Below are 22,366 nucleotides of genomic sequence, written 5' to 3' on the forward strand. Positions count from 1 at the left end.
CAAATGGCGCTAGCGCGGCTCAATTGCACGCAGTTCTCGCCCCACCACCAGCCACGCACCCAGCAGGCCTAACAGCGACGCAAATAACCACAGTAATATAGTATCTATAAAGCCTAAACCCAATAGGTGGAAGTCACTCTGGTAAGAAAGCGACAAATCGGCAATCGGCCCGCGCAGCCACAACAGCCCGCTTTGCACTAAAAGCCACGCCATCAATCCACCGCCTAAGCCATACCACAGGCCCGTATACAAAAAGGGCCTACGCACAAAGGCATTGGTGCCACCGACCAGCTTAACCACTAGAATTTCGTCGCGCCGCCCCTCAATCGCCAATTTAATGGTGTTGCCAATGATAAGGAGCACACCCACTGCCAGCATCGCAGCCAGCGCCAAGGTTAAACGTCGACCTAGCTCTGTGATGCGATTGAGGCGCTGCAGCCACTCCATATCGAGTTTAGCGAGGTCGACCTCAGCCAGCTGACTAAGCTCGGCCTGCAAGACCGTGACGGCATCGGCAGACACATTGGCTTCCCGCGGGGTTACTACGATCAAACCCGGTAGCGGATTGGTGTCGAGCTGATCGAGTACATCACCAAAGCCCGAGCTGGCGCGAAACTCATCCAAGGCACTGGCGGGAGAGACATATTCTGCCGAAAGCACTGCCTCGCGCTCCGCGATATTACGCCGCAAACCTTCGCCTTGCTCAGCGCTGACAGAGGGCTTTAAAAACAAAGAAATACGGGCAGCGCCTTCCCAGCCATCACTCACCGCATCAATATTATTCAACCCTATATACAAGCCCGCTGGTAATGCGAGGGCAATGGCAATTACCAGGGTCGTCATCAATGAGGTCGCAGGTCGCGCTACCAAGCGCCGCAGACTATCCAGCGCCACTTGCTGGTGATGGCTGCGGTAGCCCGCAAAGCGATCACCGATACTGGTTTTGTGCTTGCGCGCGCCCTTAACGTCCTTTTTACCCGGTGGCGCTGTTAGCTTGCCCAAACGACGCTTGTTCATTTTGTTCTGCTTATTCGGGGACATCACTATCTCCCCCTGCCGTCACCAACTGCCCATTGCGCAAGGTCAGTAGCCGATATGGCATGCGTGCTATCAGCCCCAAATCATGGGTGGCAATGAGCACCGTTACGCCGACCTGCTTGAACTGCTCAAACAAGTGCATAATTTCTGCTGACAATTGCGGATCGAGGTTACCAGTCGGTTCATCAGCAAGTAATAAGGCGGGCTTGTTCACCACAGCGCGGGCAATACCCACTCGCTGCTGCTCACCGCCAGAAAGCGTAATAGGGTTTTTGCGCTCTTTGTCCAGCAAGCCCACTTTATCTAAAGCTGCCCGAACACGGCGGCCTACATCGCGATGCCCATAACCGGCAATAATCAGCGGCAGGGCGACGTTGTCGTATACCGAGCGATCAAACAATAATTGGTGATTCTGAAATACCACCCCCACCTCGCGTCGCACCTCTGGAATACGACGCGCCGGCAAGCGTGATAAATTGCGGCCACCGACAATCACCTGACCCGAGCTCGCGCGCTCCATGACCATAATCAGCTTTAGCAAGGTGCTTTTACCGGCGCCACTGTGGCCGGTTAAAAACCGCATTTCGCCACGGGGAATATGAAAGCTCAGGTTAGTGAGCGCTTCATAACCGCCTTCGTAACGCTTGCAAACCTGATCAAATTCAATCATTGCTTTTGCTGCCACCCAAATAAGGCACCGACAAACTCATTAGCGCGGAAGGGCCGTAAATCTAAAATACCTTCGCCAACGCCGATGAAACGAATTGGAATTCCAAGCTGTTTGCTAATCGCAAAAACGATACCGCCCTTGGCCGTGCCATCCAGCTTGGTTAAGGTTAAACCGGTGACCCCAACCGCCTGCTGAAAATGCTTAGCCTGCGACAGTGCGTTTTGACCGGTACCGGCATCCAGTACCAACATCACTTCATGAGGCGCATCGGGGTCAAGCTTTTTAAGCACCCGAACGACCTTCTTCAATTCTTCCATCAGATTGTCTTTGTTGTGCAGGCGGCCGGCGGTGTCGGCAATTAAAATATCAACATCTCTTGCCTGTGCAGCCTGCAAGGCGTCAAACAATACCGATGCGCTATCCGCCCCAGTGTGCTGTGCAATCACAGGGACCTCATTGCGCTCGCCCCACACTTGAAGCTGCTCCACCGCTGCGGCACGAAAGGTATCGCCCGCCGCCAACATAACCGAGCGGCCGCCGGCCTGAAACTGCTTGGCCAACTTGCCGATGGTTGTGGTTTTACCCACGCCGTTAACACCCACCATCAAGATCACATAGGGCTTATCACTAATGGGGATGACTAGCTCTTCCTCAGCCGAGGCGAGCATAGCGCTCAACTCTTCTTGCAAAGCCACATACAGGGCTTCTGGATCATTCAATTCTTTGCGCGACACTCGGCTAGTCAGGCTAGCAATAATTTGCTGAGTTGCATCGACGCCAACATCCGCCATCAGCAAATGGGTTTCGATTTCTTCCAGCAGCTCATCATCAATTTCCTTGCGACCGAGAAACAAATTGGCCATGCCTTCGCCTAGCTGCGCGCCGGTCTTACTGAGGCCTTCGCGGAAGCGAACCAGCAAGGACGCCTGCTCTTCTGGCGACAATTCAAGGTGCTGCCACGGGGCGATCTCGGCATCGTCGATAAAGCCTTCAGCCGCCGCCAGTGCCGCCTGATCCTCTTCCGAGCCAATGAATGACTCTTTAAAACGGGCAAATAAGCCCTTCTTTTTTTGTTCCGATTCTAGTTCAGAGGGCGTGGCGTTATCTGTCATGCGGGTATTTAAATTCCGAGGTAAGGTTTACAGCAAAAATAAAAGCCTTATCCTACCATTTCTCTGAGTAACTGGCACCGGAATACCCATGCGCAAACCGCAAGGCCATCACAGTAAACAAGCACAAGGCATGCTGAGAATCATTGGCGGGCAGTGGCGCAGCAGAAAACTGCACTTTCAAGCGGCGGAAGGACTTCGCCCGACCAGTGATCGAATTCGCGAAACGCTCTTCAATTGGCTAGGCCCTCATCTCCACGGCGCAAACTGCCTCGACCTATTCGCTGGCTCCGGCGCACTAGGACTAGAGGCCCTGTCCCGCTACGCGGCCCACTGCGATTTTGTCGAAACCGACACCATCACTTGCCGGCAAATACATGAACACCTCGGCACCCTAAAATGCACGACAGCGTCCGTACACTGCCAAACCGCAGAGGCCTATCTTGCCAACACAGCGCTAAATCACCGTGTTATCTTTTTGGATCCACCATTTCATAAAGATTTACTGGCCCCGACCATCGCGGCCCTCGGGCGCAAAACTTTGCCAAATGACACCCTTATTTACATTGAGACCGCCACCGACGAGTCACTCCCCGCACTGCCGAGCAACTGGCGCATCGACAAAGACAAACAAGCTGGAAATGTGAGCTACCGCTTAATTTCTGTCCATGACTAAAGGCAATCTGGGCATAAACGCAGCGCGACAACACCATTAATAAAATTGAACGCCCGCAGGTTTTTCACTGCACGCAATTTTAAAACGTGGCCGATTGACCATTATGAACTGCGAATACGCCTAAACAGGTTCTCAAGAAAAATCACGAGTGCAAAAATCGGCAAGGTTCCCGGAATATAAAAGCCATAAACCACAAAAGCTTCTAGGCCCGTTTCTGGAACAATTAGGCGCCTGGCAATAAATAGCGCGTTGATAATCGGCCCAATAATATTGGCATAGCAACCCAACACCAAAAGCCAACGGGCCACCGTCATAGACCTCGCACCATGCTCAAACTTTAGCCATACACCGGCGATTGCAAGGACTAGCAAGCCGTTGAGAATGCCTTCCATATGCGCAAATCGCCAGGCGCCATATGCGCCGGAGCCAACGTCCGTCGTGGCCGCCGCATAGGAAAATCCTATACCCGATAGCAAGCCGAGAAATAAAATAACAATCCCGTGAAATGCCAGCCGCGTTTGCTGCGCACTTTGTTCGCAAGATTCAAGCATCGTCTTTCCTTTATTTTTATTATTTCTTTAATTTTCGCAGCAAATGAAAACCGGAATATCGCGATCAGTGCGAGCTTGGTATTCATCAAAATCAGGGTAGAGGCTTAATAGATGCGGCCACAATTCTCGTTTTTCGTCGTCGCTTGCCTGGCTGGCAACATACGAGCGCTGGTCACCACCAACCATAATGTCGATCTCTGGATTAGCCGCAATATTAAAATACCACTGCGGGTGCTTTTCCATCCCTCCCTGCGACGCCACCAACAACTTTTTGTCACCCCAGGGCAGATGTATGAGAGCAATCTCTCGCCGCTCACCACTCTTACGCCCAATCATCCCGACAATACAGATTGGGTAGCCACCCGGAAAATTCTTTAATAAGCGCCCATTGCTCTTTTTATAAACCCAGACATTGAATCGCGTGTAATGCTTCATCACCCGCTGAATAAGCCGCTGCCATTTCAGGGGAATCTCGTCGACGTCTTCGCGTCGGGTTTTCACGTAATCGAGTTTGCCAGACATATTATTATTCTCACTAGTAACAACTAAGTGATAGTACCGGAGTTCCGTGGCGTAGAGAGTCATCCATCTGGAGGGGAAGGCAAAAACCTGCCACAGCGCCAGACTCGACGCTGAGGCAACTTAAAACGCCGCATACCAATCTAACCGATCCAATTTGGCTTGCGGCGTAAATCTAGTGTGTGCGGGTATTCGCCTGGCGACTCTTCCGGCGGTGGCGCCATAGGCCGAGGTGGTTCAGGGAAAAACTCACGCACAGCATCAATATCCGGCCTTGGCGTATAGGGCCCCGGCGTATGCTGCACTGTACTGAAACGATTCCCCCTGCGAGACTCTGCCTCAAAGGCATTCACAGGGAAGGTTTCGTATGTTCGACCACCGGGATGTGAAACATGATAGCTACACCCGCCCACCGAGCGACCTGTCCAAGTGTCTATCAAATCAAATACCAGCGGTGTATGCACACCAATAGTTGGGTGCAGTGCCGACGGTGGCGCCCAGGCGCGATAGCGAACACCGGCAACGTACTCGCCGTGTCGCCCAGTGTTAGCCAAGGGCACGCGACGACCATTACAGGCCAGCACGTAGCGGCTATCTGTTAAACCCGTTAGCTTTACTTGCAAGCGCTCAACCGACGAATCCACATAGCGCGCTGTACCAAAGCTACCGATTTCCTCACCCAACACATTCCAAGGCTCCACCGCCCAACGCAGCTCGATTTCAATCTCGTCGAGTTTGACACGACCGTAGTGCGGAAAACGGAACTCTTCAAAAGGCAGCAGCCAATCCGCTTTAAAAGGATATCCTGCCCGCTCTAGATCGGCGACGACGTCCTTCATGTCCTGCCACAAATAGTGTGGCAACATAAATTTATCATGCAGAGCCGTGCCCCAGCGAACCAGCGGCTTCTTATAGGGTTCGTTCCAGAATCGGGCAACCAAGGTGCGGATCAAAAGTGCTTGAACCAATGACATTCGACTGTGAGGTGGCATTTCAAAACCACGAAACTCAAGTAAACCTAAACGCCCAGTCGCACTGCCCGGCGCATATAATTTATCAATACAAAATTCGGCACGATGGGTGTTACCAGTGATATCAATAAGCAAATTGCGCATCAACCTATCCACCAACCAAGGCTGATCTGCCAGACCATCGGGCATTTGCTGGAAGGCAATTTCCATCTCGTACATCATTTCGTCTCGACCTTCATCGGCACGCGGCGCCTGGCTGGTCGGACCGATAAAGGCACTGGAAAAGATATACGATAAGCTTGGATGATGCTGCCAAAACGTCACTAAGCTGCGCAGTAAATCAGGTCTCCGCAGAATCGGGCTATCACTCGGCGTTACTCCCCCCAAAGTAATATGGTTGCCACCACCGGTACCGGTATGACGGCCATCGAGCATGAATTTTTCCGCCGCGAGACGAGACTCCCGCGCCGCCGAATACAGTTCGGTGGTGTTGTCCACCAACTCCCTCCAGCTAGAGGTAGGATGCACGTTCACCTCAATAACCCCAGGATCCGGCGTGACAAGCAGCTTTTGTATCCGCGGATCACGGGGAGGCTCATAGCCCTCCAGAATGATGGGCACATTTTGTTCTTTAGCCGTTTCTTCAATCGCGGCCACTAACTCAACATAGTGCTCAAGACTATGTAGTGGCGGCATGAATATATGTATCTTTCCGCCTCTGGCCTCGATACACATCGCGGTGCGGATCAAAGGTTGAGCGTACTTTAACTTTTCTGCCACTGCTTTAGAGGCACTTTGCAAGCGCTGTGGCGTCGGGCTTCGGCTCTCATTGGGGAAGTGAATCTCTTGCCGCGCCTGCAACGGTCCACGCTCTTCAAATGGATCTCGATCCGGCTGCACTTCAGGTTCTTCTAGCTCAGGTAAATCTCCAAGCGGTAAACGTAAACCCATTGGCGAGTCACCCGGCGACAAAATAAGTCGCTCACGCTTTACGTTCCAAATGCTACTTGCCCACTCGCCAGCTACCGGCTCCCAAGCCAGCGGCAAAATATAACCTGTAGGATCTTTAAAACCTTGCTCTAATAAGCGAGCCAAGCGGCGACGGCCTAAATCGTCACTGATCTTGGCGGCGAGAATATCAATATTCTTGGGTATTTTTTGTTCCTGCAAAAGATAATGCAAAGCGTCTTCATAAGCCGGCTGCACGTAATCCAAGGCCAAACTTAATTTGTCAACCAAGCCCAGTGCAAACTGCTCAGACGTCGCCACATTGTGGCCATAATCCTTGTCTACCCGCGCCAAAAGTTCAGGGTTAGTCCACAGCGGCTCATCGTCTTTGCGCCAGAATAATCCGAGGGCCCAGCGCGGCACCTCTTCACCCGGATACCACTTCCCCTGCCCATAATGTAACAAGCCTTGCGGTGCGAAGTGATTGCGCAATTTTAAGAGCAAGGTTTTTGCCAGGCTTAGCTTTTCAGCACCGAGGGCATCAATATTCCACTGCGCTGACTCCATATCATCGATGGAGACAAAGGTGGGCTCACCACCCATCGTCAGGCGCACATCGTTTGCTACCAGGTCTTTATCTACCTGTTCACCAAGCAGCAAAATATCCGCCCACTGATCATCGCTGTATGGCTTAGTGACCCTCGGATCTTCATGCACGCGTTCAACGACGTTGGAGTAGTCAAACTCAACTTCACACTCGTCGGTGAAACCTTCAATTGGTGCAGCAGATACGGGATCAGGAGTACAAGCCAAGGGGATATGTCCCTCGCTGGCAAACAAGCCCGACGTTGGATCAAGACCTATCCAACCGGCGCCTGGAATATATACTTCGCACCACGCATGCAAATCGGTGAAGTCTTCCTCCGGACCACTAGGCCCATCGAGCGACTTTTCATCCGACGTTAGTTGCACTAAATACCCGGAGGCAAAGCGAGCAGCGATACCCAAATGCCTGAATAACTGTACTGCCAACCAAGCTGAATCTCGGCAGGAACCTTTCGCAAGCTCGAGTGTTTCCTCTGGCTCTTGCACACCGGGCTCAAAACGCAGGCAATATTCAATTTTCTTTTCGAGAACCTGATTCACCTCAACCAAAAAATCATTAACTGGGCGCTTTGTGGTCGAAATTGATTTCAATAGTTTATTGAATAACTTCCCCTGTTTTTCTTTAGCCAGGTACGGGGCTAACTCTTTTTTAAGTTGCTTTTTATAGTAAAACGGAAATTTTTCAGCGTATTCTTCAACAAAAAAATCAAATGGGTTTATAACCGTCATGTCGGCGAGGACTTCAACTTCGACAGAAAATTTATCTGTTTTTTCAGGAAACACCAACCGCGCGAGGTAATTGCCAAACGCATCTTGCTGCCAATTCAAGAAGTGTGTCTCGGGTACGATTTTCATACTATAGCTATGAATTGGCGTTCTGCTATGGGGGGCAGGACGCAAGCGTATTACATGCGGCGAAAGATTTACTAGACGATCAAAGCTGTAGTAGGTCTTGTGATGAATGGCCACTCGAATTGTCATTACTTCTCCTGCGGAAGCCGCATTTACGTCAACATCCGTTTATATTTCAAATACCATGTAAAAATTTCGAAGCCCACCTCCCGTAACGGAATATAGGGCAAGTTGGCATCATTCAAGTGTAAATGGCTTATTTTACAGACTCGCTACGTGTTACTTATGTAGAAGCCAAGCCCCAAATTTCAGCAATTCAATTTGAGAAATAAGCAGTTACTTCGTTGATAACTTACCTAGCATACATCGCGCCAACTAGGTCGTAAGGTGCTATAGAGAGCAATATACAGCAAGGTCGAGGTCGCGAAACCAGCACGCTCCGACCACATAAGCACAGTATGGCTTTTACTGTGAAAAATATACGTCTAACTTAATCGTAAAACTGGCTTCGGCATTCCATCCGTCTACTTTAGGAAAGAACACCTCAGGGCTAGCGGTAACGAATACCCAGTCTTCGTGTAGCTTATAACTATAACTACTTCCAAAAAAATACGCGGTCATTTGGGTTCGGAATTCCGTCGAAAAAACTGAGCCAACCCTATACTCCAAGGCCGACTTATCCGAAAGCCCCTGATTTAAAGATAGTACATGGACATTTTCAAAATAGTCATTCTGATCCTCAAACTCGAGCACTGTAAAATACCGCAAACCAAATCGCTCATTTATAGGTCTTATTACTTCAAATTCGCTGGTTTCACCCCAGCCTCGGTCGCTAAAGTACCAGACCTCCTGGGTGAACTCAGGGAGCCATTCCCCCCACGCCTCCATTGGGCGCCTTAGCCTATATCTGCCAAACGTCACCAACGGTGCGCGCAGCTTAATACCTACTCGCGCTGATCGCTTCCACTTATTCCATTCATCGTCAGGTGTTATCTCGATACCTGACACCGACTCTTTTCGACGAAATCGCTCGCCTGTTGAATTACTTCTCACCCGCTCTTCTAAAGAGTTTTCGGTGTATTCGTCACTACTGAAAAAGACTTTTGCCTTGCGCTGAGTATTAGGAAGATCAAATTTAGCCTTCACCCTGACATCTGTCTGCATCTCTCCGTGCTCTTCCCACGTTTCTCGCAGCTGGAGTTTCACATAGCTTTCGTTTTTATATTCCGGAGGGGAGTTTTCTTTACTGAAGTAGTAGTCAACACCCTCAGCAAAATCAATCCAGCGTTCAGACCAATTATCCCTAGTCGTTTCCGCTCGATTGAAGGTACGGCTAAAAAACCCAGCTTCAGGGTCATCCAAGTCCAGAGCGTCTTCAGCATGCAGCCCAGCAGCCAACGACAGCCCCAAGGTGGCCCACAACAATTTTTTAAACTTAGCCTTCTGATGACGCATACAACTTATTGCTCTGACAAAGAAAGGTGCTGTATTAAAACTATAGGAAGTGAAAACAGATTCGTCTATCTATCGAGCATAAAAAAGGCACCCTAAGGTGCCTTTTCGACGTACGCTGATGCTAAATTAGCCATCTTTTAGAGCTTCTTGGCGCTCAAGCTCTTTCGCCATGAACTCCATCCACTGCTTTGCGTAAGTCGCAGACTTTTCACTTTTTGCTGCTTCCTTAAACGCCTTACGAGCTCCTTCATATTCTTGAAGGTTAAAGCGAGCCATTCCAAGCACAAGGTACGCATTGTCAGGCCGTTTAATATCACCTTTTCTAAAAGCGTTCTCTATGGCTTTTTCAGCCTTATCGAACTCATCGTTATCAAGGTAGATATTACCCAAGCGCGACCACAACTCGCCCTTATCCGATTTCTCGGCGGCCTTTGCCATCTCTGGAATAGCCTTCTTCAATTCTTGCGCTTGGCGCCATGCATTACCAAGTAACTCAAGATTTTTAGAAGTCGCAGGGATGTCACCTTTCTTAATACCCTTATCAAGCACTTTAGCTGCTTTATATGGCACTTCCTGAGACAGGAAGAGATAGGCCATATTAATTAGCTCTTTATCATTTTCCAGAACACCTTCGGTGTAAGCGGTCTCCATTGCTGCAGTCGCTTTTTCGTCCATTTTCAGCTCGTTGTACATTGCAGACAACTGCAGCCAGTAGGCTTTTTTCTGGTAATGCTTGAGCGTTTCTTCAAGAATCGCCGTTACGCGCTTGATATCATTCTTTTCATAATATAAGTAGCGCTGTAAACCCCACCACTGCTCTTTAGGTATCTTTCCGCGGCTAGTGTAGTCATTGATAGCAACTTCAATGTACTTTAAGGCGCGGTCAAGATCTTTGAGCTGGTAGTAACCCTGAGATAAAAGCGCATACGCGCCAGCACCCGGATCTTCACCTAGAGCCTGCTTTGCCTTAAACCACTCTAACAGAGTGCTTACACCGCCCTTGTAATCCTCTTTAACAAAGTAAAGCTGAGCGATGGTGTATTTTGTATTTAGCTCCATCGCTTCCGGAATATCCGGCTGCTTTACCACGTTACGATATGCATCAAGCGCCAAATCATACTTTTCCTGAGTAAAGTAGATAAACGCATACATATTGTAGAGGTTAGCAAGCTCATAGCTATTCAGCGAGTTCCGCCCTTCTGTATCACGAAGGTCGTTGAGTAGCTTGACGGCTTCGTTATATTTTTTCGCGTCTGCCGCTTCTTGCGCTGCATTTAATTTTTCATAAATTTTAGCGCGGATAGCTGGCGTTCTACGTGTGCTCCGCTTGGGTTTATCTTTACTCTCAGCAGCGTGAGCAATGCCCACACTCTGTCCGCCAAGCATTGGCTGTAAGGATGAACTTACAATTGGCATGGCAAACACGGTAGCTACACCGAGAGCGATAGAACAACCCAGCTTGACCAACACTGGACGCAGCGATTTAGTGCTCGAGTGATAATCAGACATCATTTTTCCAACTCATAAGTGAACCGGTTTTGTATGCCCGGCACCTCGATAGGCTCGCCGTCGGACACACGCGGTTTGTACTTAAACTTCTCTGCGGCTTTCTCAGAAGCACGCTCGAAATAGCCCGCAGGCTGGCAATCAACCGCAACGATATCCCGAGTTGTACCAGCCTTTGTCACAGTGTATTCAACTGTGCAATAACCTGTCACACCACGACTTTGCGCGCGTCGCGGATAAATCGGAGCAACTTTTACGATCGGCAAATACTCACCATCGGAGGCAGAAAGTCCGCCGGCAGTATTAGTCAAATCAACAGATTGAGAAGGCGTCATATTGACAACATCCAAATTCGGATTGATGTCTTCCATCTCAGGTTGCTCCATATCCGGTGGCGGCTCGTCAGGCTCCTTCGGCTTATCGGGCTTGTTGTCTTTCATTGTTTCAATTTTGGTGTCAGGCATTTGTATATCGGCTAGCTTTGTACGCGGCTTTTCGTCCAGCGTTTTATCAGCCATCTCGATAAGGTACGGCATGAGGATGAACAGCGATGCCGTCACCACAAATGCCAATGCAGCACCTATAAGTAGTCGAATATTCATATTGATCAGCTGTCTTCAGTGGCCAATGAAACATCGTATACACCTGCCGACCGGCTGGCGTCGATAACCGCAGTAACCGTTTCAGTATTCGAGGCTTTATCAGCCTGAATAACTACGGCACCTTTAGGATTTTCTGCGTGCATACGCTCAACTACTGAGCGAACTGCGCGCTTATCAACCCGGCGCTTATCAATCCATATTTCATTGGTTGCTGTTACAGCAATCAGAATATTTACATTCTCTTTCTTAGTTGATGTTGACGCGTCAGGGCGGTTCACCTCGACACCAGCTTCCTTAATAAAGGACGCCGTTACAATAAAGAAGATCAACATGATAAACACAACGTCGAGCATCGGCGTCAAGTCTATTTCAGAGGGATTGTCCTCTGTTCCGCCTCTTTTATTCCTTCTCATGTTAGCTCTCTTAATGATCTGTTGTCAGATGGTCTTTCAAAAGTTCGCTTTCACGGTCCGCAATACTCTTTACATAAGTATTGATAAAGACACCAGACAAAGCGGCAACCATACCCGCCATAGTCGGGATTGTTGCTTTTGAAACACCGCCAGCCATCGACTTCGCATCGCCGCCACCGGTTACCGCCATGATGTTAAACACTTCAATCATACCGGTAACTGTACCCAGCAATCCCAACAATGGGCATAGAGCCACCATTGTTTGGATCATTGGCAAACTCGCGTTAATTTTAAGTGATACTTGAGATACCAACTTCTCGCGAATTTGCTTGGCATTCCAGGATTTGCGCTCTGCACGCTTCTCCCAAGTGCCAATAGCACCATTGACGTCTTTCGACAGGCTAAATTTGTAATACCAAAGTCTTTCTAGAGCGAGCGTCCACATCAGGAAAGTTAGGACGGCGATGGCCCAAAGTACGTCGCCGCCCGAATCCATGAATCTACGGATAATCTCGATCCATTCATTCAGTAGGTACATCGCTTAATTCCCCGCGTGACCTTCCGTGTGTTCGGCAATGATGCCCGTAGTTTGCTGATCAAGAACATGGATAATCTTCTTGGCACGACCACTAACAAAGGTGTGCAGCAGAACTGTTGGGATCGCAACCACCAGACCGAGTACTGTTGTTACCAGTGCACCAGAAATACCACCGGCCATTGCTTTCGGATCACCTGCACCGAAGATAGTAATAGCTTGGAAGGTAATAATCATACCGGTTACAGTACCGAGTAGACCAAGAAGAGGCGCTACCGCAGCAATGATCTTCAGCAAGTTGAGCGAGTTCTCCAAGCGCGGAGTCTCTTTCAGGATAGCTTCTGAAAGCTTCAGCTCAAGCGTCTCTGGATCCATAGTTGGATTATCTTCATGCACTTTCAACACACGACCAAGGCTGTTATTAGTATTTGCTTTGGTGGTTTTCAACTGGCTGGCAACCTTCATGTCTTCGATAGACAGAACTATCAAGCGCCAGATAGCAATCAACATCGCTAACACACCAACTGCCGTAATTACATAACCAACCACACCACCTTGATGCCAGCGCTCGGTAAGAGTCGGGCTATCAATCAATGCCGCTAGATAAGAACCACCTGTCGGACCTGTAGGGTCAACACCAAACGCGCTCATGCCCGAGGTAGATCCGGCAAGCTCTTCAGCCCAGGCCATATACGGACCGCTAGGCTGACGTGACAATACCGCAAGTGCACCCGTTTCTGAGATGTACTGTAAGTATTCACCGTCGGCATTAACCATATTGAAGGTACCAATACGTACCACTTCTTGTTCAGCGCTTTCTCCGCCAGCACTAGTTACCGACGTTTTGAATTTAACAACGCGACCAGACTCAGTCATTTCACGCTGTAATTCGAACCATACACGCTCGATCTCTTCAATGCTTGGCAGCTCTTCAGCACCAGCCATTTTATTAATCAAATCGTCAACGAACTGTTCACGCTTAGGGAACTGAACACTGATGATAGAAGATAGGAAGTTAGAACGAAGGTCGCCCGCGGTAGACGTCAAGTGACCGAACAGTTCAGTCAATGTACCTAGACGCTCTTTCAACTGACGTTGCTTTTCAACGATAACTGATTCGTTTTCTTCAAACGTTTTTTCTAGATCAGAAGAACGCTTTTCTTCGGCAGCCAAGGTACGCTTAGCTTCATCAAGTGTTTTCTGTTGATCGAAACGAGCAGCAGCAAAACGTTGCTCACGCTCCTTGTTTTCACGAGCGTCAGTGGCGTAGCCCTGCTTAACCATTTTCAACAATTCGTCGAGCGATTTAGCATCTTCAGCCATCGCCGGCATAGCTGCAACGGCAATCGCGCCGCTGAAAGCCAGCACAGCAGCTTTTAATAGATTACGTTTCATTATTTAGCAGCCTCCGGAGCCGGAATCGGGAGTTTCATGATATCGATCGACGCTTGTTTGCGAGCGATACGCAGGCCTTTCTGAATAGCACCACGGTAATCGCCTGAATCCAGCTCAACCCATGCACGCTTGTCTTGATCCCAAGCACCTGATTGCTCGCCGTCAGTTGTTTGATACATCAAACCAATACGGCCAATACGCAGGAAGTTAACTTCGCGGTCTGAACCGTTTACAGAAGCAACACCTTTGTAGCTATCAATTTTACGACCGTATTCGTTTTCGATTTTGTAGGCTTCGAGAACTTGACGGAATTTCTCAGCGATTGTGATATCAGAGCGATCCATATTGGTGCGCAAGAATTCAACACGCTCTTCACGCTCTTCTTTATGGAATGGCACGTCTAGAGAGACAAATTGCTCAAGACCGTCAATCATGCGGATCAACAAAGGGGTGATTTGGCGCTGAATGATAGTCGCCTCATCAACAGACTTGCCCAGACCGGCAATACGCTTAAGCTGACCGGCGATCTGCTTTTCAAGACGGGCATTGTAAACGCGGAGACCGTCTACTTGCTTCATCACTGTTTTGTAGTCTTGCAGTAAATCACCCGTCTCAGCTGCTAGGCGATCAATTTTAACTTGTGACTGCTTTGCTGCTGAAGTTCTCTTGATACCAACATCAAGAACGGTACTTACTGGAATTAAGGGCTTAACTGGCGCCGCGGCAGGTTCTTGCCCAGCAGTCTTATCAGCTGAATAGGCCGGCGATCCCGCCAGCATACCTACAGCCACACTGACCGCCAGCGCGATTGTTTTCAATCGTTGCGTTTTCATGGGAATTGCTTTTCCTATTTGGGACGTTTAGTGAAAGCAGAGCTTATTATCTTCTGTCAGCCGTACGGCCAGTCGTAAGACCGTGCTTTCATACAGCGGGGCTTATTTTAATCATGTGCAAACGTAAGAATCAACGACAAAACTAAATGTTTCGTAATATAAAATTTCTTGCCTATTTTATGTGTTGAAGAGTTACGTTTTCGTGAAGAGCGGTAACATTACCCGCTAACTAAGTAACGCTCAATAAGTGAAAATTGCAATCCGGAGCAAAACAAGCATGTACTGTGACCGTTTAAATATAACTTATTTATTCAAATTCTTTGCAATGTCAGAAAGCAATGAGCCGGCTTGCCATCTTCCGTTACTGGGTAACACTCGCGAACGACCTCCACCCACTGATTTAGTTCAATTTCTGGAAACCAAGCATCCCCTTCCGGACTGACATCAACCTCAGTTACATACATTCTGGCGACCTCCGGCAAGGCCTGCCGATAGATGGCCTCACCACCAATAATAAACACCTCGTCAAGCCCAGCTAACTCGGCTTCGCGGCGCGCAAGCGCTAATGCGCCCGCCAAATCCGCGACCACTGCGGCACCATCTGCGACATAACCCTGCTGACGACTAACCACAATATTTGAGCGCCCAGGCAGAGGCCGACCTATCGACTCCCACGTCTTGCGCCCCATCACAATAGGCTTTGCCATCGTTGTGGCCTTAAAATGCTTTAAATCCGCCGGCAAATGCCATGGCAGCTGATTATTTACCCCAATTACGCGGTTTTTTGCCATGGCGACAATAAGTGAAACAGTAACCACTACTCGTCCTCTTCTTATATCGCTATCGGGGCTTTTATGGCGGGATGAGGATCGTAAGCCTCAAACTCAAAATCTTCTGCCGTATAATCGAAAATTGATGCAGGACGCCGTTTGATGACGAGCTGCGGCAGTGGCCGAGGCTCGCGGCGCAACTGCTCTTCCACAATATCGTCAGTGAGGTGATTCTGATACAAGTGGCAGTCACCGAAAGTGTGCACAAAATCGCCCACCCCAAGGTCGCACTGCTGAGCAATCATATGGGTCAGCAGTGCGTAACTGGCAATGTTAAACGGTACCCCCAAAAACAAATCTGCACTGCGCTGGTAGAGCTGGCAAGACAAGCGCCCATTGGCCACGTAAAACTGAAACAAGGTATGGCAGGGTGGTAATGCGGCTTTCCCGCGCCGAGCATTCTCCTGCGGGCTAAGCGACTCATCCGGAAGATCGGCAGGATTCCACGCATTGACCAACAGACGGCGAGAGTCGGGTTTACGACGAATCATATCCACCACTTCGCTAATTTGATCGATAGTTGAGCCATCCGGACATACCCAACTGCGCCACTGCTTGCCATAAATGGGGCCAAGATCGCCGTTTTCTAACGCCCACTCATTCCATATACTGACACCGCGCTCTTGCAGCCAGTTGTTATCGCAACTGCCTGCAAGGAACCAAATTAGCTCATTAATAATACTGCGCAAATGCACTTTCTTGGTGGTCAACAGTGGAAAACCCTGCTGTAAGTCAAACCGGAGCTGTCGACCAAACACCGATCGCGTACCCACCCCGGTGCGATCACCCTTGTCAGTGCCGTTATCACGCACATCGCGCAATAAATCCAAGTACTGCTGCATACTATCTCCCACCTTTCACGGTTGAGCGCGTGTAAGTCCAAATCAGCAGACCGCCACCAATTGCAATCATAGGCAGCGACAACTCCTGCCCACGCGTCATCCAACCAAGCATATCAAAACCAATATGGCTATCCGGCTCACGAACAAACTCCACTAGAAAGCGGAAGCTTCCATAGCACAGCAAAAATAAAGACCCAGCAGCATAGGGGGGCCTCTGCTTGCGGGTAAACAAAAATATAATCAAAAACAACACGACGCCTTCGAGCATAAATTGATAGAGCTGCGACGGATGCCTTGGCAGCTGCATCGGATCACGCGGAAACAACATGCCCCAGGGTTGATCCGTAGGACGCCCCCACAACTCTTGACCAATAAAATTCCCCAGGCGCCCCAAACCGAGACCTATTGGCGCCAACGGCGCTATAAAATCCCAAAGCGACGCAACCGGTACCTGGATTCGACGGGCATACAACGCCACCGCCACAACCACACCTAGCAAGCCACCGTGAAAAGCCATTCCCCCTTCCCACACGCGGAACAACCAGAGAGGGTCTTGTAAAAACTGCGGGAAATTGTAAAACAGCACGTAGCCAAACCGGCCGCCAACGATGACACCCACCGCGCCGTAAAAAATCAGATCTTCAACTTGAGACTCATTCACCGGACTCCAAGCCTGCTTTGTTCGACTTTTGGCGATATACCACGCCGCGGCAAAACCCGCCAAATACATTAGCCCATACCAATGTATCGCCAACGGGCCAATCTCTACCGCCACAGGATCAAAACCCGGATGTATCAACATGCCTTATAGCGCTCCCAAAATGAACTGACCACCAACAAATAATAAAAACAGCGCGAAACACTGCTTCAAACGTCGCGCCGAAAGTCGTTGCGCCAATATCGCCCCTAGCTTAGCAAAGGGCGCACTCAACAACACAATACCGATAAAAGCCGGCAAATAGACAAACCCAAAACTGTAGGCAGGCAAATCTTGATGACCAAAACCGGCCACCATATTACTTGCCGACCCCACTAAAGCAATAGGCAGGCCGCAAGCGGCGGAGGTTGCCACCGCCGCTTGCATGCGCACATTGCACCACGTCAAATACGGCACAGTTAAGGCGCCTCCGCCAATACCAAACAGCGCAGAAACGTAGCCTACACCACTCCCAACTGCAGCCAAACCCAAGGCTTTAGGAAGCTGGCGCGATGCCGCCGGCACCGCACCCAAGCCCATGTAAGCGGCAATAATAAGACTAAATACGCCGAAGGCTAACTTTAACGCCGCACCAGAAAGTGTTGCCGCGGTAGCCACACCAAACACCACACCAACCGCGATACCTGGAGCCAAACTTCGCCAGCACAGCCAATCAACATTGCCCAGCTTATGGTGGGCCCGCACCGAACTAATCGACGTCACCACAATCGTTGCGAGCGAGGTGCCCACCGCCAACTGCATTGACACCTCTGGCGCCACCGACAATAGACCAAAACAGAAAACCAATGCGGGAACAATAACCAAGCCACCGCCAACACCGAACAAGCCAGCTGCCAAGCCCGCAAACGCGCCAACGGTCAAATAAACCAATAAAATCATGCCGCCGAAGTCTCGTGCAAAGCTGCTATTATGACGGCCAAACCCTACAAAAAACAGCGAATGAAGCAATGTGCCTGATATTATTAAGCTGGCAAAACGACCCCGAGCACCCACTGATTGTCGCAGCCAACCGAGACGAATTCTTCCAGCGCCCGACCCTCGCCGCCAACTTTTGGCCTGAGCACCCTGAAATATTAGCGGGTCGAGATTTAGAATTCGGCGGCAGCTGGTTGGGCATCAGCCGTCTAGGTCGATTTGCAGCGGTGACTAACCTGCGCGAAGTTGTCGCCAGCGGCGACCGCAGCCGCGGAGATTTAGTAAAAGATTTTCTATTGAGCACACAAAGCAGTAGTCAATTTGCCGAGCAACTAGAGTCTGAGAAAAGCCATTACCGCCCCTTTAATTTCGTCGCCAGCGACGGCAATTCATTTTGCTATATCAATAATGTCGAGGCGGGCTGGCAAACATTAGCCCCGGGAATTTACGCCATTGGCAATATTCCGCGCAGCGATGAAAATGCGAAAACCATAAAAGGTCGCGAGGACATGAGCGAATTGATGGCAGAGCACGTCAGCCCTCAAAAACTACTTAACTTACTGCAAGATAAGACACCAACCATCGTTAGCGACGACGAGATACACAAGGCATTGTCCAGTCGCTTTGTTAGTTTTGACGGCTATGGCACCCGCTCAAGTAGCATTGTAATCGCAAGCGACGATGGCTGCTGGGATGTTTGGGAAAAACAATATGCGATAAACGCCTCACAACAAGAAACGCTTCAACACTTTAACTTTACGACGCGCCCGAATAGCTGAAGCTACGCGCCCACCGGCTGCAATAGGCGCTCCATACCAATGTCAATCATCGCCCTGCGCAGCAATGCTTTTACTTCGTCAGCAGTATCGACCTGCATAGCTGCGCTCAACAACCCCTCAAGGTCATCAAATCGGCAACTTCGGATTACCGCCTTCACCCTGAGCAAACTATTATCATTCATAGACAGCATGTCGTAGCCCATCGCCATCAACAGCAGAACCGCCGCAGGATCACCTGCCAGCTCACCGCAAATACCCACCGGCTTACCTTCCGCATGCGCCGCATCCACCACCTGCTGCAGGCTATTTAACACCGCGGGGTGATAGGCATGATACAAATCTGCGACCCGGGTATTATTACGATCCACCGCCAATAGATATTGGGTTAAATCGTTCGAACCCACTGACAAGAAATCAACCCGCCGCGCCAATTGACGCGCCTGATAGACGGCGGCCGGAACCTCAACCATGACACCTATAGGCGGCAAAGTGATATCCCAGCCATCTTCAACCAGCTCGTCGTAGGCTCGCCGCACAAGCTCTAAAGCTTCATCCACCTCCTGCACATTACTAATCATCGGCAACATAATGCGCAGATTATTCAGCCCTTCACTGGCCTTGAGCATCGCCCTAACTTGCACCAAAAATATCTCGGGATGATCCAAGGTAACGCGTATGCCGCGCCAGCCTAAAAACGGGTTTTCTTCTTCGATGGGGAAATACGGCAAGGCCTTATCACCACCGATATCGAGGGTACGCATGGTAACGGGCAGCGGCGCAAAGGCGATTAATTGCTCGCGATAGATTGCCCGCTGCTCTTCCTCACTGGGAAAACGTTCGCGCAGTAAAAATGGAATTTCAGTTCGATACAAGCCAACGCCTTCTGCGCCGCGATCCAATGAACGCGCCACATCCGCCATCAAACCTGTATTCACCCACAGCGGCATACGATGACCGTCCAGGGTTTCACTTTGCAGGTCGCGTAATGCTTCTAGGCCTTGAGTGAGAACCTGATCCTCTTCCGACACCGAGCGAAAATGCTCGTAAACCTCGGCGGATGGGTTGTAGTGCACATACCCAGAGTAGCCATCAACAATCAGATTGGCATTTTCAATTTGGGTATATGGCAAATCAGCGGCACCCATTACCGTGGGTATACCCATTGCTCTCGCCAAAATAGCGACGTGAGAATTGCTAGAGCCACGCACCGACACCATGCCGACCAGTTTTTCTCGCGGTACCTCTCCCAACATCGAAGCGGTTAACTCTTCGCCGACTAAAATGGTTTTATCTGGATACTCTGCTGGCTCAACATCGCTGGTCTGCAGATACGCCAACACCCGCCGCCCCAAATCCTTGATGTCGGTGGCGCGCTCCTTGAAGTAGGCGTCCTCCATCATCTCAAAGGTGCGGATATGACTAGACATGACTTGGCTTAGAGCGCCCTGCGCCCACTCGCCTTCATTGATCTTTTTAACGACCTCAGCAGCCCAGGTACCGTCATCAATAATGCGTAAATACACATCAAACAGGGCGTGCTCATCAGCGGGTAACTGGGTAAGTAATTTTTCGCTCAGCGCGTGAATATCTGTTCGCACTGCCTGCAAAGCGGCCTGAAATGCCTGTAACTCAAGCTGTGGGTCATCGCTCTGCCGTCTCGGCACCGAGTGCAGCTCTGCTATTGGCGCAACGATCACTGCGCGCCCAATGGCTATCCCGGTTGCACCGGCGATACCTTTAAACGACGCCGTTGCGCCGACGGCATTCTGAGAGGTAGTAATCGAGCCGGTCGCGCGAGCGTGGGCGATAACACCCGCCAACTGCGCCGACATAGTCACTAAAAACGCCTCTTCATTTTCATCGAAGCGACGGCTGTCTTTCTGCTGGACAACCAAAACGCCCATCACCGAGCGCTGGTGAATAATGGGGGCACCCAAAAAGGAGTGATACTGCTCTTCGCCAATGCCGGGCAAATATAGGAAATTCGGGTGCTTTTCCGCGTGATCCAAATTAATAGGCTCTTCGCGACGGGCAACTTGCCCCACCAAACCCTCATCGGGACCAAGGCTGATTTTACCAATGAGATCCGGATTTAAACCTTGGTTTGCCATAAAAATCAGGCGCCCAGAGTCAGGGTCTCGCAAATATACCGTGCATACCTCAGTGCCCATGACTTCGGCGATGCGACTTACAATAATGTCCAAGGCTGACTGCAAATTACCGGCAGCATTTACCGCCTGAACAATACTGCGCAGCGCCTCTAGCATCATAGTAATTCACCAGTCGTGGCATCTTTCACCAGGCGAGCATGTCGAGGGGCCAGTTCTTTCATGGCGCGCCGATAAACTTCTCGCTTAAACGCAACCACCTGACCCAGAGGATACCAGTAACTCACCCACTGCCAATGATCGAATTCAGCCTTGTCACCGCAATTAAAACTGACTTTGGTGTCAGCGGCCTTCATTTGCAGCAAAAACCATTTTTGCTTCTGACCAATACACAGCGGCTTATTGTCGCGCCGAATTAAGCGCTGGGGAAGTCGATAGCGAAGCCAACCACGCGTGCAGGCAAGTAGACTTACGTCATCCTCACGCAAACCAACTTCCTCGTACAACTCCCGATACAAGGCTGCCTCTGGCGATTCGCCCTCGTGAATACCGCCCTGCGGAAATTGCCACGCACTTTGACCAACACGGCGCGCCCACAACACCTGACCCTGCTCATTTGCAAGCACGATGCCAACGTTGGGACGAAATCCATCCGAGTCAATCACTACATCACCTATTGTTTTGATTTTATTTCCATTTTCTATTGTTCCACAAATTCCCGACCCTGGGAATTCACTCTATCAACAACACGATAGAAAGATGAAAATGCCATCGCCAAACGCTATGCTATGCCGCCTTGGCAAGCCGTCTTTTTGGAGATTTACATGGCCCTGGCAATTTTCGATCTCGACAACACCTTACTCGCCGGCGATAGCGACCATGCCTGGGGCGAGTTTTTAGTAGCCAAAGGTATTGTCGACAGCGGCGAGTTTAAAGCCCAAAACGACAAGTTTTATCAACAATACCAGCAAGGCGGGCTCGATATAGACGCCTATTTGCGTTTTGCCCTAAGCCCGCTAAGTAAATACGACAGTCGAGAGCTGGCCGCGATGCACGCCAATTTTATGGCTGAATACATTGCGCCTCTCAGGCTGCCAAAGGCAGATGCGCTACTCCAGAAACACCGCGATGCCGGTGACTTTGTTATGATTATTACCGCCACCAATAGTTTCGTCACCAGACCCATTGCCGAAGCCTTAGGTGTAACCACGCTGCTAGCCAGCGAAGGCGAAATTTTTAATGAGCGCTACACCGGCGAACCCAGCGGTATACCCTGCTTCCAAAACGGCAAGGTGATCCGCCTGCAACATTGGCTTTCGGAAACCGGCCACTCACTCAGCGGCAGCTACTTTTACAGTGACTCCCACAACGATTTACCACTATTAAAATCAGTTGATCACCCCGTCGCCGTTGACCCTGACGATACGCTGCGCGCAGCAGCGTTAGCAGCTGGATGGCCGGTTATCAGCCTTAGAAATTAATTTCGCCCACAAAA

The 22,366-nt window shown here is 50.1% G+C and carries 22 protein-coding genes; 3 read left to right on the plus strand and 19 right to left on the minus strand.

Annotated features, from left to right (window positions below; translation table 11 throughout):
* Positions 1-9: 9 nt before the first annotated feature.
* From ftsX to ftsY, 3 genes are read right to left on the minus strand one after another with little or no spacing between them, the layout of a single operon-like run.
* Entirely contained in the window at positions 10-1,041 is a 1,032-nt protein-coding gene (gene ftsX / locus KXJ70_RS07585; RefSeq protein WP_219042812.1) for a permease-like cell division protein FtsX, read from the minus strand.
* On the minus strand, positions 1,028-1,708 hold the full coding sequence (ftsE, locus tag KXJ70_RS07590; RefSeq protein ID WP_219042813.1) for a cell division ATP-binding protein FtsE: 681 nt from the start codon (positions 1,706-1,708) through the stop codon (positions 1,028-1,030). The genes ftsX and ftsE overlap by 14 nt, the downstream gene beginning before the upstream one ends.
* Positions 1,705-2,820, minus strand: coding sequence for a signal recognition particle-docking protein FtsY (gene ftsY / locus KXJ70_RS07595; RefSeq protein WP_219042814.1), 1,116 nt, complete (start codon positions 2,818-2,820; stop codon positions 1,705-1,707). Before ftsY ends, ftsE begins: the two co-directional genes overlap by 4 nt.
* A gap of 88 nt (positions 2,821-2,908) precedes the next feature.
* Here ftsY and rsmD point away from each other — a divergent pair, with 88 nt between their 5' ends.
* Entirely contained in the window at positions 2,909-3,493 is a 585-nt protein-coding gene (rsmD, locus tag KXJ70_RS07600) for a 16S rRNA (guanine(966)-N(2))-methyltransferase RsmD (protein WP_219042815.1), read from the plus strand.
* Positions 3,494-3,594: 101 nt separating this feature from the next.
* Here rsmD and KXJ70_RS07605 read toward each other — a convergent pair whose 3' ends face one another.
* The 14 genes from KXJ70_RS07605 to KXJ70_RS07670 form a co-directional block, all read right to left on the minus strand.
* On the minus strand, positions 3,595-4,044 hold the full coding sequence (locus KXJ70_RS07605; protein WP_219042816.1) for a styrene oxide isomerase: 450 nt from the start codon (positions 4,042-4,044) through the stop codon (positions 3,595-3,597).
* 27 nt (positions 4,045-4,071) lie between these two features.
* Positions 4,072-4,566, minus strand: coding sequence for a nitroreductase family deazaflavin-dependent oxidoreductase (locus tag KXJ70_RS07610; protein WP_219042817.1), 495 nt, complete (start codon positions 4,564-4,566; stop codon positions 4,072-4,074).
* A 140-nt stretch (positions 4,567-4,706) separates the two neighbouring features.
* Complete coding sequence (locus KXJ70_RS07615) at positions 4,707-8,069, minus strand: transglutaminase family protein (protein WP_219042818.1); 3,363 nt, start codon at positions 8,067-8,069, stop codon at positions 4,707-4,709.
* Between the two features lie 336 nt (positions 8,070-8,405).
* On the minus strand, positions 8,406-9,395 hold the full coding sequence (locus tag KXJ70_RS07620) for a hypothetical protein (RefSeq protein ID WP_219042819.1): 990 nt from the start codon (positions 9,393-9,395) through the stop codon (positions 8,406-8,408).
* Between the two features lie 126 nt (positions 9,396-9,521).
* A complete protein-coding gene (locus tag KXJ70_RS07625; protein WP_255558216.1) occupies positions 9,522-10,907 on the minus strand; it encodes a tetratricopeptide repeat protein in 1,386 nt (461 codons plus the stop codon).
* Complete coding sequence (locus tag KXJ70_RS07630) at positions 10,904-11,503, minus strand: energy transducer TonB (RefSeq protein WP_219042820.1); 600 nt, start codon at positions 11,501-11,503, stop codon at positions 10,904-10,906. The genes KXJ70_RS07625 and KXJ70_RS07630 overlap by 4 nt, the downstream gene beginning before the upstream one ends.
* Before the next feature lie 5 nt (positions 11,504-11,508).
* The gene (locus KXJ70_RS07635; protein WP_219042821.1) at positions 11,509-11,916 is read right to left on the minus strand and encodes an ExbD/TolR family protein; all 408 of its coding nucleotides are present in this window, start codon (positions 11,914-11,916) and stop codon (positions 11,509-11,511) included.
* Positions 11,917-11,926: 10 nt separating this feature from the next.
* On the minus strand, positions 11,927-12,454 hold the full coding sequence (locus KXJ70_RS07640; RefSeq protein ID WP_219042822.1) for a MotA/TolQ/ExbB proton channel family protein: 528 nt from the start codon (positions 12,452-12,454) through the stop codon (positions 11,927-11,929).
* 3 nt (positions 12,455-12,457) lie between these two features.
* Complete coding sequence (locus KXJ70_RS07645; RefSeq protein WP_219042823.1) at positions 12,458-13,846, minus strand: MotA/TolQ/ExbB proton channel family protein; 1,389 nt, start codon at positions 13,844-13,846, stop codon at positions 12,458-12,460.
* Complete coding sequence (locus tag KXJ70_RS07650; protein ID WP_219042824.1) at positions 13,846-14,679, minus strand: DUF3450 domain-containing protein; 834 nt, start codon at positions 14,677-14,679, stop codon at positions 13,846-13,848. Before KXJ70_RS07650 ends, KXJ70_RS07645 begins: the two co-directional genes overlap by 1 nt.
* Before the next feature lie 311 nt (positions 14,680-14,990).
* Positions 14,991-15,497 carry a dihydrofolate reductase gene (locus KXJ70_RS07655; RefSeq protein WP_369409754.1) on the minus strand — a complete coding sequence of 169 codons (507 nt, stop codon included), beginning with the start codon at positions 15,495-15,497 and terminating at the stop codon, positions 14,991-14,993.
* A 14-nt stretch (positions 15,498-15,511) separates the two neighbouring features.
* Positions 15,512-16,351, minus strand: coding sequence for a thymidylate synthase (locus KXJ70_RS07660; protein WP_219042825.1), 840 nt, complete (start codon positions 16,349-16,351; stop codon positions 15,512-15,514).
* Between the two features lies 1 nt (position 16,352).
* Positions 16,353-17,153: a prolipoprotein diacylglyceryl transferase gene (gene lgt / locus KXJ70_RS07665; RefSeq protein WP_219042826.1), complete on the minus strand. Its 801-nt coding sequence runs from the start codon at positions 17,151-17,153 to the stop codon at positions 16,353-16,355.
* Between the two features lie 3 nt (positions 17,154-17,156).
* Complete coding sequence (locus KXJ70_RS07670) at positions 17,157-17,948, minus strand: sulfite exporter TauE/SafE family protein (RefSeq protein ID WP_219042827.1); 792 nt, start codon at positions 17,946-17,948, stop codon at positions 17,157-17,159.
* A gap of 68 nt (positions 17,949-18,016) precedes the next feature.
* On the opposite strand from KXJ70_RS07670, the gene KXJ70_RS07675 reads away from it, so the two are divergent.
* Positions 18,017-18,763 carry an NRDE family protein gene (locus tag KXJ70_RS07675; RefSeq protein ID WP_219042828.1) on the plus strand — a complete coding sequence of 249 codons (747 nt, stop codon included), beginning with the start codon at positions 18,017-18,019 and terminating at the stop codon, positions 18,761-18,763.
* A gap of 2 nt (positions 18,764-18,765) precedes the next feature.
* Here KXJ70_RS07675 and ptsP read toward each other — a convergent pair whose 3' ends face one another.
* Positions 18,766-21,030 (minus strand): phosphoenolpyruvate--protein phosphotransferase, encoded by a 2,265-nt coding sequence (ptsP, locus tag KXJ70_RS07680; RefSeq protein ID WP_219043123.1) that lies wholly within the window; start codon positions 21,028-21,030, stop codon positions 18,766-18,768.
* Positions 21,030-21,536, minus strand: coding sequence for an RNA pyrophosphohydrolase (gene rppH / locus KXJ70_RS07685; protein WP_219042829.1), 507 nt, complete (start codon positions 21,534-21,536; stop codon positions 21,030-21,032). The genes ptsP and rppH overlap by 1 nt, the downstream gene beginning before the upstream one ends.
* A 159-nt stretch (positions 21,537-21,695) precedes the next feature.
* On the opposite strand from rppH, the gene KXJ70_RS07690 reads away from it, so the two are divergent.
* Positions 21,696-22,352: a histidinol-phosphatase gene (locus KXJ70_RS07690; protein WP_219042830.1), complete on the plus strand. Its 657-nt coding sequence runs from the start codon at positions 21,696-21,698 to the stop codon at positions 22,350-22,352.
* Positions 22,353-22,366 lie beyond the last annotated feature (14 nt).

The organism is Zhongshania aquimaris, assembly GCF_019312595.1.
Classification (GTDB): domain Bacteria; phylum Pseudomonadota; class Gammaproteobacteria; order Pseudomonadales; family Spongiibacteraceae; genus Spongiibacter; species Spongiibacter aquimaris.

What these genes read in the sequence shown, in the direction of transcription:
- ftsX (WP_219042812.1), bottom strand. Translation starts at nt 1,041, where the DNA reads ATGTCCCCGAATAAGCAGAACAAAATGAACAAGCGTCGTTTGGGCAAG.
- ftsE (WP_219042813.1), bottom strand. Translation starts at nt 1,708, where the DNA reads ATGATTGAATTTGATCAGGTTTGCAAGCGTTACGAAGGCGGTTATGAA.
- ftsY (WP_219042814.1), bottom strand. Translation starts at nt 2,820, where the DNA reads ATGACAGATAACGCCACGCCCTCTGAACTAGAATCGGAACAAAAAAAG.
- rsmD (WP_219042815.1), top strand. Translation starts at nt 2,909, where the DNA reads ATGCGCAAACCGCAAGGCCATCACAGTAAACAAGCACAAGGCATGCTG.
- KXJ70_RS07605 (WP_219042816.1), bottom strand. Translation starts at nt 4,044, where the DNA reads ATGCTTGAATCTTGCGAACAAAGTGCGCAGCAAACGCGGCTGGCATTT.
- KXJ70_RS07610 (WP_219042817.1), bottom strand. Translation starts at nt 4,566, where the DNA reads ATGTCTGGCAAACTCGATTACGTGAAAACCCGACGCGAAGACGTCGAC.
- KXJ70_RS07615 (WP_219042818.1), bottom strand. Translation starts at nt 8,069, where the DNA reads ATGACAATTCGAGTGGCCATTCATCACAAGACCTACTACAGCTTTGAT.
- KXJ70_RS07620 (WP_219042819.1), bottom strand. Translation starts at nt 9,395, where the DNA reads ATGCGTCATCAGAAGGCTAAGTTTAAAAAATTGTTGTGGGCCACCTTG.
- KXJ70_RS07625 (WP_255558216.1), bottom strand. Translation starts at nt 10,907, where the DNA reads ATGATGTCTGATTATCACTCGAGCACTAAATCGCTGCGTCCAGTGTTG.
- KXJ70_RS07630 (WP_219042820.1), bottom strand. Translation starts at nt 11,503, where the DNA reads ATGAATATTCGACTACTTATAGGTGCTGCATTGGCATTTGTGGTGACG.
- KXJ70_RS07635 (WP_219042821.1), bottom strand. Translation starts at nt 11,916, where the DNA reads ATGAGAAGGAATAAAAGAGGCGGAACAGAGGACAATCCCTCTGAAATA.
- KXJ70_RS07640 (WP_219042822.1), bottom strand. Translation starts at nt 12,454, where the DNA reads ATGTACCTACTGAATGAATGGATCGAGATTATCCGTAGATTCATGGAT.
- KXJ70_RS07645 (WP_219042823.1), bottom strand. Translation starts at nt 13,846, where the DNA reads ATGAAACGTAATCTATTAAAAGCTGCTGTGCTGGCTTTCAGCGGCGCG.
- KXJ70_RS07650 (WP_219042824.1), bottom strand. Translation starts at nt 14,679, where the DNA reads ATGAAAACGCAACGATTGAAAACAATCGCGCTGGCGGTCAGTGTGGCT.
- KXJ70_RS07660 (WP_219042825.1), bottom strand. Translation starts at nt 16,351, where the DNA reads ATGCAGCAGTACTTGGATTTATTGCGCGATGTGCGTGATAACGGCACT.
- lgt (WP_219042826.1), bottom strand. Translation starts at nt 17,153, where the DNA reads ATGTTGATACATCCGGGTTTTGATCCTGTGGCGGTAGAGATTGGCCCG.
- KXJ70_RS07670 (WP_219042827.1), bottom strand. Translation starts at nt 17,948, where the DNA reads ATGATTTTATTGGTTTATTTGACCGTTGGCGCGTTTGCGGGCTTGGCA.
- KXJ70_RS07675 (WP_219042828.1), top strand. Translation starts at nt 18,017, where the DNA reads ATGTGCCTGATATTATTAAGCTGGCAAAACGACCCCGAGCACCCACTG.
- ptsP (WP_219043123.1), bottom strand. Translation starts at nt 21,030, where the DNA reads ATGCTAGAGGCGCTGCGCAGTATTGTTCAGGCGGTAAATGCTGCCGGT.
- KXJ70_RS07690 (WP_219042830.1), top strand. Translation starts at nt 21,696, where the DNA reads ATGGCCCTGGCAATTTTCGATCTCGACAACACCTTACTCGCCGGCGAT.